Annotated in this window: 6 protein-coding genes and 1 rRNA gene; 2 read left to right on the forward strand and 5 right to left on the reverse strand. The window is 57.7% G+C overall.

Translation table 11 applies throughout. The features are described from left to right. Positions 1 to 9: 9 nt before the first annotated feature. Positions 10 to 771, reverse strand: a complete 762-nt coding sequence (epsC, locus tag JL015_RS21625; RefSeq protein ID WP_201019880.1) for a serine O-acetyltransferase EpsC — start codon at positions 769 to 771, stop codon at positions 10 to 12. 106 nt (positions 772 to 877) lie between these two features. Between epsC and JL015_RS21630 the strand changes: the two genes are divergently transcribed. Beyond that, on the forward strand, positions 878 to 1,792 hold the full coding sequence (locus JL015_RS21630; RefSeq protein ID WP_201019881.1) for a LysR family transcriptional regulator: 915 nt from the start codon (positions 878 to 880) through the stop codon (positions 1,790 to 1,792). Positions 1,793 to 1,798: 6 nt separating this feature from the next. Here the strand turns inward: JL015_RS21630 and JL015_RS21635 are convergent, their stop codons facing one another. From JL015_RS21635 to JL015_RS21645, 3 genes are all read right to left on the reverse strand, one after another. Then, positions 1,799 to 2,731 (reverse strand): KpsF/GutQ family sugar-phosphate isomerase, encoded by a 933-nt coding sequence (locus JL015_RS21635; protein WP_201004562.1) that lies wholly within the window; start codon positions 2,729 to 2,731, stop codon positions 1,799 to 1,801. A 129-nt stretch (positions 2,732 to 2,860) separates the two neighbouring features. Continuing rightward, positions 2,861 to 3,940, reverse strand: a complete 1,080-nt coding sequence (locus tag JL015_RS21640) for an aldo/keto reductase (RefSeq protein ID WP_201019882.1) — start codon at positions 3,938 to 3,940, stop codon at positions 2,861 to 2,863. A gap of 70 nt (positions 3,941 to 4,010) precedes the next feature. Then, positions 4,011 to 5,183: an aldo/keto reductase gene (locus JL015_RS21645; RefSeq protein ID WP_201019883.1), complete on the reverse strand. Its 1,173-nt coding sequence runs from the start codon at positions 5,181 to 5,183 to the stop codon at positions 4,011 to 4,013. Positions 5,184 to 5,358: 175 nt separating this feature from the next. Here JL015_RS21645 and JL015_RS21650 point away from each other — a divergent pair, with 175 nt between their 5' ends. Next, entirely contained in the window at positions 5,359 to 6,339 is a 981-nt protein-coding gene (locus tag JL015_RS21650; protein WP_201019884.1) for an AraC family transcriptional regulator, read from the forward strand. Positions 6,340 to 6,424: 85 nt separating this feature from the next. On the opposite strand, the gene rrf is transcribed toward JL015_RS21650, so the two are convergent. Beyond that, positions 6,425 to 6,540, reverse strand: a 5S ribosomal RNA gene (gene rrf, locus JL015_RS21655). Between the last annotated feature and the right edge of the window lie 57 nt (positions 6,541 to 6,597).

Below are 6,597 nucleotides of genomic sequence, written 5' to 3' on the forward strand. Positions count from 1 at the left end.
CCTGAGTCTTTATTGTGATTTTGTCGTGAAGGTAGCGAGTGAAGCGGGTGCATTACCGACGGGTCTGGCAGGCGTGCCTGCCACTACTACGCCTGCGGGCACGGGTTTGAGCACAACGGAGTTGGCGGCCACGATGGCGCGCTCGCCCACCTCGATATTGCCCAGTACGGTCGCACCGGCACAGATCAGCGCGCCGCGACGGACTTTGGGGTGACGATCACCGGCTTCGCTGAGCGTGCTGCCCAGGGTGACGCCATGCCAGAGGCTGACTTCATCCTCGACCACAGCAGTCTCGCCAATCACCAGCCCTATGCCGTGATCGACGAACAGGGATTTGCCGAGCCGGGCAGCGGGATGAATATCGATGCTCCAGGCGCTGGCTGCCCAGTTCTGCAGCAGCACGGCACTTTGAATGTCGCCGTCGTTCCAGAGCGAGTGGGCAATGCGATAGGCCTGCACGGCCTGGATACCGCGAAAGGTCAGAAATGCAGTCAGATGATCGGGGCAGGCAGGATTGACGATAACCAGATGATTGATGTCGGCAGCCGCTGCTTCGGCGATGGCCGGATTGGACCGCAGGATGGCCGTGAACCAGCTCTGCAGGTCGGCATCAGGCACTTTGTCCTGTAGCTGGTGGGCCAGATTGGCTGCCAGCGCAGACTCGAAGGACGAATGCGCCAGAATCCGGTCATGTGCATGCAGGGCAAGTACCGGATTACGTTCACCAAGCTGTTGCGCCTGTTGGCGCAGACTCTGCCAAAGAGCTGTCATAAGCCCTCCCGTTTGCTGATGTATCGAGTATGGACAGCGCTCACCCCTATCAGCAATAATCCAAAAATTGAATTTATGTTGCCTTTACCGCAACACAGGTAAAATCATGAGCCTCGTTCAGGATCGACGGATTCTTTATTTCTTTGAAGCAGTGCGCCTGGGCAGTGTCCGGGCTGCCGCTGACTTCCTGAACGTCGCGCCTTCTGCCGTCAGCCGCCAGATCGCCCAACTGGAACAGGAGCTGGGCTCACCGCTGCTGGAAAGGCATCGCCGGGGCGTCAAACCTACCGAAGCGGGCGACAAGGTGCTGGCGTATTACCGGCAACGGCTCACCCAGCAGGAAGTCCTGCTTGAATCCATTCAGGCCTTGCGCGGGTTGCACAGTGGCTCGGTGACGCTGGTTTCGGGAGAAGGTTTTCTTGAAAGCCTGGCGCAGCCGCTGGCAAAGTTCTCGTTGCTCTATCCCAAGATAGAACTGATCGTGAACGTCTGCGGCAGTAATGAAGTGATTCGCCAGGTGGTGGAGGATGAAGCGCATATCGGCCTGGTATTCAATCCGGCCGCAGATCCGAAAATCCGCTCCCACGCTCATCAGAGACAGCCCGTCTGCGTGGTGACCGGCCCGAATCATCCACTGGCCCAGGAGAAAGGCCCACTCGAACTCAAGGGCCTTGATCGTTATCAGTTGGCCCTGCCGGGCGTGTCCTACGGCATCCGCCAGATTCTTCTGGAGGCCGAGCATCAACTGGGCGTGTCAGTGAAACCCGTACTGACGTGCAATACCTTTGCGATGCTCAAGCACTTCGCCATGCATGGCGGAGTCACGATGCTGCCCACCTTCGTGATCGAAGAGGAAATGAAAGCCGGAAAACTGCTGGCCCTGCCGTTGCAGCACGAAGTATTCAGCAGCCCCCAGACTCATCTGATCAGCCGCCTGGGCCGTCAGCTCAGTGTCGGTGCCAGCCGGCTCATGACGCTGCTCTTGCAGGAAATGACAGCGTTCAATAACTCGGATCGATGACAGCGCTCAGTCAAAGATCTCGACCACTCCCACCACGGCATTGTTATCGTCGATAACGGCCAGGGCACGGATCTTGTTTTCGATCATGCAGGCTTCGGCTTCGGACAACTGCGCATCCGCCTTGATGGTCCGCGGGCTGGATGTCATGAAGCTGGCCACGTTTTCACCCAGCACACCCTGATTCTCAAGCAATGCACGACGCAGGTCGCCGTCAGTGACAATCCCGACCAGAGCGCCCTGCTCCACGACCAGAGCCAGCCCCAGACGGCTTTGGGTCATCATCAGCAGACAATCGTGAAAGCTGGTCGCAGGGCTTACCAGCGGAGCAGGCGAATGCATGACATCGCTGACGCGGGTCAGCAGCTTGCGCCCCAGGCTTCCACCGGGGTGGTAGCGGGCGAAATCCATCGGCTTGAATTGCAGGGCCTCGATCAAGGCTACTGCCAGTGCATCGCCCATGGCCATGGTCGCCAGAGTCGAGGTTGTGGGGGCCAGGTTGTTTGGGCACACCTCGCGGTCGACCGAAATATCCAGCCAGATGTCTGCATGCCTGGCCAACGTGGATTTACCGTTGCCCGTCATTGCAATGATCTGGTTGCCAAAAGACTTGAGGCTCGGGATCAGCTTGACCACTTCCTCGGTCTCGCCGCTGTAGCTGATCAGAATCAGAACATCGACAGGCTTGAGCATACCCAGGTCGCCATGAAAGGCTTCGGCCGGATGCAGGAAGAAACTCGGCGTGCCGGTGGAGGCGAAGGTGGCAACCATCTTCTTGCCGATCAGGCCGGATTTGCCCATGCCACAGACGGCTGCACGCCCTTTGCAACCGAGGATGAGTTCAACGGCTCGCTGAAACTCTCCATCCAGACGGTCTGCCAACTGACTGATAGCCTGGGCCTGAGCAATAAGGGCTTCTTTGGCAATGGGCAGGTGATTCATGATTCGGCTTGCGTCCGTAAGGCAATAAACAGGGGCGGCGATTCTTATGGTTTTTGGGGCGTTTGGCAAACGCTGTATGTATCGCGCCCCATGATCCCCACAAAGTACAGCCGCCCTTATCTCCTGGCCTTAACCGTCGCTCAAACGAGTGCGCAACGCGCCTTGAGCCCGCGCAATGATTCCCGGATAACGCTTGCCGGGATAAGGAGCCATTTTGGCCAGGTCACCAAACCCAGGAAGCCCTTCGACATGCCGCACCATTCGCTCGCGCAGGGCCTTGTCGGGTAGCTCGCCATACATCGCCAAGGCATTCTCGCGAGCATGCTCGGGATTGCTGGTTGCCGGCAATGCACAGGTCACTGCCGGGTGCGAGATGACCCACTTGAGGAAATAATGCGACCAGCTACGAATGCCGGCTTCGCGTGCAAAAGCCGGTACTTCTTGCCCCTCAACCAGCTTGAACAGACGCGCTTTCTCGAATGGCATATTGGTCAGTACCGCCACGCCCTTGTCGGCAGCAGCGGGCAACACTCGCTGTTCGGCTGCGCGGTTGAAAATCGAATATTGCACCTGAACGAAATCCAGCCCGCCTTTCTCCACCCATCCTTGCAGCGCCTGTAGATAGTCGTTCAGGTAATGGGTGACGCCGGTGTAGCGAATCAACCCTTCCTTCTTCCAGGCATTCAGATACGGCGCGATAACCTCGACATTCACCAGACTATGGCATTGCATCAGATCGATACGCTTTCGCCATAGGCGGCTTTCCGACTGTCTCAGACTGGCCAGTGCATGGCTTTCATCAGCCAGAAAGTCCCCCGTCGACCAGATTTTGTTGGCGATGAAAAGCTGCTCACCGATCCCCAGTGCCGTGGCGTAATCCCCCACACTGACTTCCCCGGTGCCATACAGCGGCGAGGTATCAATGGCGCGCACGCCCTGCTCCCAGGATGCCTGCAACACTTGACGGACAAACTCGCGTGGCTCACCTGCAATAACGTCAAACGTCAGGAAAGTGCCCAGCCCGATGGCGGGTAAAACCTCTCCGGTACTGGGTATGCGACGGGTAATCAAACCACGGGGCAAGGCCGCAGCAGGCACGGCGGCACTGGCCAGTGATGACGGCAGCAATGTTCCCGCCAGCGAGGCAGCGGCACCGACGCCAAGCAACTTCAGTGCGTCACGACGATAGATGGATGCGATGTCTCGCATGGGGCCTCTCCAGATTTAATAAACACAGCACAGTGAATGGCGGAGCATCGGCGCGCAGATCATGTTCGCGTCAGGTCGGAACCGGGGCATGCCCGGCGATAAGGCGTTCATGCTTGAGCTCGGCCCAGAAGTCAGCCGGGATGGCGACCTTCATGGACTGGGCATTGCTGGCGATCTGTCCCGGCACGCGGGAGCCAGGCACGATGGCCGACACCAGCGGGTGCGCGGCAGCAAACTGCAATGCAGCAGTGCGCATGTCGATGCCATGACGATCGGCTATAGCAGCCAGCCTGGCGCGGCGCTCGACAGCAAGCGGCGGCAATTCAGTCGAAAAGTTGAAACGCCGACCGCCTCCAAGGAAACCGTCATTGAGCGGAGTCCCCATCACCACGCTGGTGCCTTTTTTGGCCAACGCTGGCAGTGTCCGGTCAAGCGCCTGCTCGTGATCGATAATCGAATACTGGCAAGCCAGCAAGACGATGTCCGGCGTAGGGTCGTCATGCTCCACGGCGCGAACGGCTGCATCAGGCCGGTTGATTCCGAATCCCCAGGCTTTGATCAGGCCCTCTTCGCGCATTTTTTCCAGTTCCCGCATGGCTCCACTGCGGGCAACCCGATAGGCCTCCTCCCAGCCGCCTTGCAACTCAGTGTTGTCGGGCGACAGATCATGGATGAAAACCACGTCGATACGCGCAAGACCAAGCCTTTGCAGGCTGTCCTCGACAGAACGTCTGGCTCCGGCTGCCGTGTAGTCATAGCGGTATTCAAAAGGTGCGGGAGAGGTCCAGATCGAGCTATCGCCAACGGGCTTGCCAGCCGCCTTGAACACGCGCCCGACCTTGGTGGAAACAACATAGTCATCCGGGTTCCGGTTATGCAGGAAACGCCCGAGGCGATATTCGCTGAGGCCAAATCCATAGAAAGGTGATGTATCGAACAGTCGCACGCCGGAATCCCAGGCCGACTGCAAGACGGCTGCGGCCTGTTCATCGCTGATGGGGGCGAAAATGTTACCGATTTGCGTCCCGCCCATGCCAAAGCGGTAAGGGGTCATGTAACGAAGGTTATGCCGGGCCGGATTTGAAGGCAGCCCCGTACGTACCACATTGCCCCGAGTAGGCAGCACACTGCCGCGTTCGCCAAATGGCACGCTGGCCAAGGCCTGGGCATTACCAGTCATGGGCAACAATGTGGCCGCAAGTGCCCCGCCTGCCGACAGCCTGAGAAAATCACGCCGATCCATCACAGATTCCTTGCTCAATTTCGTGGGTAACAACAGGAAGAGCCTCAAGATAGACGAGCACTTTTGAGAGGAGTGATCACAATCCGATACTCTTTTTGCACAATCCTGCCGACACACTTGAGCGGATGACATCTTCTACGCACACTGCAATCTTCGTCTTTGCAGGGTTACGTTCATGAATCAATCGTTGGCGTTATCTGCCCTCAGTCCCGGTCGGGAAGGCGATGGTCTGAAGCGGCTTACCTCGCGGTTGCTGGCCCATACTGCCGGTAGAGAGGCTAACCACAGTGCCATTCACGGCCTGACCTTCTATCGCATGGAGGCGCCGGGGTTACCGACCTATTGCGTCTACGAACCCTGTATGGCGCTGATTGTTCAGGGCACCAAGCACACGGTATTCGGCAATGAAGAGTTGTTGTCCGTGCCAGGCGACTTTTTCGTCACCTCGATTGATATTCCCACCACCGCAAAAGTCATAGAGGCCACTGCCGAGCGTCCTTACCTCTCATTGGTATTGAAACTCGATATGGCGATTCTTCACGATGTTGTCCAGAGCATGCCTGTGATCGATAGCAGCGCTACTCCGACTCGCTGCTACGCTGCCGGGCAAGCATCGGAGGAGTTGATTGATGTGTTCAACCGGCTGGTGGGATTACTGGATCGACCTCAGGAAATTCCGCTCATGGCAGAACTGGTCAAGCGAGAAGTCTGCCTCCGGCTGCTCCTCAGCGAAGCGGGAGACTGGTTACGCTGGATAGTACGAGAAGGGTATCGTTCACGCGGAATCGTGAGGGTCATCGACTGGCTCAAACGTAACTATGCCAAGCCTTTGCGCATTGCCGAACTCGCAGAAATTGCAGGCATGGCTGGCTCGACCCTGCACCATAACTTCCGCCAGCTCACTGGCACCAGTCCATTGCAATATCAGAAGACTCTGCGTCTGCATGCTGCGCGCAGCCTGATGCTCACGGAACGACTGGACGCCAATACCGCGGCATTGCGTGTCGGGTATGAAAGCGTTTCGCAATTCAGTCGTGAGTACGCACGCCGCTTCGGAGCGCCACCCTCGCGTGATATTCGCCAGACACGGACTTCAGTCCCGACGAATGAGCAGGAGCGAACTCATTCGCGAGACGGGCGGCCTCTTCCCGGATAAATCCGGTCCTGTGAGGTGCGATGTTTTCATCACCAGAAAGACAAAACCCCCACCTGCGTTTGCAGATGGGGGTTCTGAATTTGAATCTTGACGATGACCTACTCTCACATGGGGAAACCCCACACTACCATCGGCGATGCATCGTTTCACTACTGAGTTCGGGATGGGATCAGGTGGTTCCAATGCTCTATGGTCGTCAAGAAATTCGGTAGCCGGTGCGTACTTGAGTACGTGCCAGCGAATGGGTGTGTAATAGAT

Source organism: Pseudomonas cichorii, from assembly GCF_015471405.1.
GTDB classification, from domain to species: Bacteria; Pseudomonadota; Gammaproteobacteria; order Pseudomonadales; family Pseudomonadaceae; genus Aquipseudomonas; species Aquipseudomonas serbiensis.

Bases quoted from the DNA above. Each gene is read 5' to 3' on its own strand.
- JL015_RS21635 (WP_201004562.1), bottom strand. From the start codon at position 2,731: ATGAATCACCTGCCCATTGCCAAAGAAGCCCTTATTGCTCAGGCCCAG.
- JL015_RS21630 (WP_201019881.1), top strand. From the start codon at position 878: ATGAGCCTCGTTCAGGATCGACGGATTCTTTATTTCTTTGAAGCAGTG.
- JL015_RS21640 (WP_201019882.1), bottom strand. From the start codon at position 3,940: ATGCGAGACATCGCATCCATCTATCGTCGTGACGCACTGAAGTTGCTT.
- epsC (WP_201019880.1), bottom strand. From the start codon at position 771: ATGACAGCTCTTTGGCAGAGTCTGCGCCAACAGGCGCAACAGCTTGGT.
- JL015_RS21650 (WP_201019884.1), top strand. From the start codon at position 5,359: ATGAATCAATCGTTGGCGTTATCTGCCCTCAGTCCCGGTCGGGAAGGC.
- JL015_RS21645 (WP_201019883.1), bottom strand. From the start codon at position 5,183: ATGGATCGGCGTGATTTTCTCAGGCTGTCGGCAGGCGGGGCACTTGCG.